The organism is Bartonella sp. CM120XJJH (assembly GCF_042194715.1).
Taxonomy (GTDB): Bacteria; Pseudomonadota; Alphaproteobacteria; order Rhizobiales; family Rhizobiaceae; genus Bartonella.
Map to the genome: position 1 here is coordinate 1 of NZ_JBHINE010000047.1, position 2,987 is coordinate 2,987.

Genomic DNA, 2,987 nt, shown 5'->3' on the forward strand with positions numbered 1-2,987 from the left:
TCCTGCAACTTCATTTCCTGCTCGGGGTCCATCTGCTGTTGTTGTGCCATTTGTTGCTGTTGGAACTTCTCACTGACACGATTAAGCAATGACGCAGGCAATGGGGAATAACGAAGTAGATCAAGCATAATATCCGGCGTAATCGCATTTTGAAGCAATGGAAGCAGTTGTGTGATAATACCGAAGGTGCGCTCTTTCTCATTCGGGCTGGTTGGCGCATCATCAACGACAATATCATACTCGACACTCGTTACTTCTTCACGCGTCAATGGAATATATTGCGCATTCTCTTCACCAGATATCCGTACCAAACGACCATCGGACAAGTAATTCTGTATCAAGTGCAAAATAATCTTGCCTTGCCGCTTGCGATACAAACGTAAACCATCAAACAGACAAGCAAGTAGATTTAAACTAGATTGGCGTCGTTGTGCCTCCAAAATACCCGCTTGTGTCACTTCCCTTGTACCAATGAATTCGGGCGATAAACCCGTCACTTGATTAATTGCTTCCTTAGCTTCATTAAACAGTTGGAAAAAGCCTTGTGGAAACTGTGCTACAGGCTTTGGTTGTATTTTACCTAGTGCCAATGCGTTAGGTTTAACCCATGTAATACTGTCTGACCGGCTTAAACTTTTTGCTGCTTCTCTCTCATCCTTAAATGCACCACTCTCTGCCATTATCCCGCCTTTGGATTGGCTATTGAGGATATACATCACTTGTACAAGATATTGATTTATAATGATATTTCACTGTTTTGTATGTTGAATGAGAGTCTCGAATAACGTAGGATTCTCTCATTTCAAATCTGTTTATGTTGAATCAACTAAAACCACTTACTTGCACATAACAAGTGGGATGAGTGTGTGGATAAAATTTGTATAAGAAAGGACTAAAAATGGCTCTTATGAACCGTCTTAATGCAAGGGCTGTCGCAACATTGGGGGCTGGCAAATATAATGATGGTGCCGGCTTGTTACTTCATAAGCGTAAAGATGGAGGTGCTCAATGGATTTATCGTTATACCATTCATGGGCGCCGTCGTGAAATGGGCTTGGGGGCGTTGCGAAACGTTTCTTTAAAAAAAGCGCGTGAATTGGCAAATCAATGGCGTTCTGTTTTGCATGAGGGTCGTGACCCCATTAAAGAACGTGATAAACAAAAGCGTGAGGCAATAAGTAATCTCCATTATTTAAAAGATATCGCGTTGGATGCTTTTGAAAGCCGTAAAGCTGAATTAAAAGGTGACGGTAAAGATGGGAACTGGTTTTTACCATTACGCCTTCATATTCTCCCTAAATTAGGCTGTCTGCCCGTTTCAGAGATTACACAAACGGAGATACGCAATGTTCTTGCTCCTATTTGGCATACAAAAGCTGGAACAGCTCGTAGAGCTCTTATCCGTCTCAATCTTTGTCTCAAACATGCGGCTGCTTTGGGTTTGGATGTTGATTTACAAGCAGTAACAAAAGCACAAGCTCTCTTAGGAAAACAACGCCATAAAATCAAAAACTTACCTGCAATGGATTGGAAAGATGTTCCCGCTTTTTATAAAAAGCTTTGCCAAACAGCAACCCTAACACAACTGGCTTTGCGTTTGCTTATCCTTACAGGCGTTCGCTCTCACCCTTTGCGTTATATGCGTGAAGATCAGATTGAAGGTGATATCTGGACCATACCTGCTGAGAGTATGAAAGGAAAGCGTGATGCTACAACAGAATTTCGTGTGCCTTTATCAACAGAAGCACTAAAAATAATTGAACAAGCTCGTTGTATCTCTAAAAGTAATTTCATCTTTTCTTTTTCTAGTCGGGCTCCTATTTCACCTATGGTTATGTCAAAATATATGAGAAAAATTGGACTTGAATCCTGCCCCCATGGATTTCGTTCTAGTTTACGCAATTGGCTTGCTGAAACAACTGATGCCCCCTATGAGGTCGCTGAAACCATTCTAAGTCATACGGTCGGAGGGCAAGTAGAACGTGCCTATCGTCGTACTGACTATTTAGAACAGCGCCGTGTCTATATGGATAAATGGGCGGCATATGTCACGGGTCAATCTTAAGATATGGGGTGCATAACCCCATTATCTGTGGATAACTTTAGCTCTCTTCTCTCTCATTCTTTCTCAATAAGATTCATAAATTATCACATTACAAATTATATGATAAAATATTGTTTTCTATGAATAAAACATCTTTCTAAATGAACCAAAATGTGGTTAATAAATAGTTATGATTTGTTCTCATTTTTTGATAGAAAGGATTTTAGTATGACAGAAAATGATATTCTTTTAACAGACCGTGAAAGTGCAAAACTGCTTCATATGAGTGTATCAACATTCCGCCGTCATGTAACCAATGGATCTTTGCCAAAACCTTTAAAATTTGGTTTTTTATCGCGTTGGTTACAATCAGATCTTATCAATGTCATCGAGCAAGCAAAACAGCAACGTTATAACGACGCGGCATAAAAAGAAAACCTTGTCACGTAAGGACGGGACAAGGCTTTCTCAAGCTCATCAACCTGGTGCTTTATTTGGTGTAAATTCAAGGCTTTCTCTGCTGAAGCAAGACTTAAGGCTGGCATTCAAGTTGTTCTGAATGTTTTTTACAATAAGGGCTATTTAAGCGTCTCTCAACACTTCGCTGAGGCATGACAGCACCAGGACGACATATGGGAAGATTGTCCGATTTATGGTTTTCACACCATTCTTGTATTGTAAAGCTAGGACGAAAACCTGATTGCGCCATACACATTTCAATACTGGCAAATTGATTCAAATCTAGCGCCACAACCTTATTAAGGTCCGGTACTCCACATTCTAAAAGTATTTTATTTCTCCATAATGCTGGAGAAAGTGAGGGAATTGAGTTAACACATCCAGTGATACTTAACAGAGCTATGCAACTCAATATTTTTAAGATTTTCTTCATTTTTCCCCTCTTTCAATGGATTTATTTACGATAAAACAGCTCGGAATCTTG

The 2,987-nt window shown here is 40.0% G+C and carries 3 protein-coding genes and 1 pseudogene; 2 read left to right on the forward strand and 2 right to left on the reverse strand.

The window, feature by feature from the left end; translation table 11 throughout:
- Nucleotides 1-737 (reverse strand): annotated as a pseudogene (locus ACFIKU_RS09460) (phage portal protein); the annotation flags it as partial.
- Nucleotides 738-898: 161 nt separating this feature from the next.
- On the opposite strand from ACFIKU_RS09460, the gene ACFIKU_RS09465 reads away from it, so the two are divergent.
- Together ACFIKU_RS09465 and ACFIKU_RS09470 are read left to right on the forward strand one after the other, a co-directional pair.
- Complete coding sequence (locus tag ACFIKU_RS09465; protein ID WP_375657354.1) at nucleotides 899-2,065, forward strand: tyrosine-type recombinase/integrase; 1,167 nt, start codon at nucleotides 899-901, stop codon at nucleotides 2,063-2,065.
- A gap of 207 nt (nucleotides 2,066-2,272) precedes the next feature.
- Nucleotides 2,273-2,473, forward strand: a complete 201-nt coding sequence (locus ACFIKU_RS09470) for an AlpA family transcriptional regulator (RefSeq protein WP_004860538.1) — start codon at nucleotides 2,273-2,275, stop codon at nucleotides 2,471-2,473.
- Between the two features lie 103 nt (nucleotides 2,474-2,576).
- Here ACFIKU_RS09470 and ACFIKU_RS09475 read toward each other — a convergent pair whose 3' ends face one another.
- The gene (locus ACFIKU_RS09475) at nucleotides 2,577-2,936 is read right to left on the reverse strand and encodes a hypothetical protein (protein ID WP_375657355.1); all 360 of its coding nucleotides are present in this window, start codon (nucleotides 2,934-2,936) and stop codon (nucleotides 2,577-2,579) included.
- Nucleotides 2,937-2,987 lie beyond the last annotated feature (51 nt).

What these genes read in the sequence shown, in the direction of transcription:
- ACFIKU_RS09465 (WP_375657354.1), top strand. Translation starts at nt 899, where the DNA reads ATGGCTCTTATGAACCGTCTTAATGCAAGGGCTGTCGCAACATTGGGG.
- ACFIKU_RS09470 (WP_004860538.1), top strand. Translation starts at nt 2,273, where the DNA reads ATGACAGAAAATGATATTCTTTTAACAGACCGTGAAAGTGCAAAACTG.
- ACFIKU_RS09475 (WP_375657355.1), bottom strand. Translation starts at nt 2,936, where the DNA reads ATGAAGAAAATCTTAAAAATATTGAGTTGCATAGCTCTGTTAAGTATC.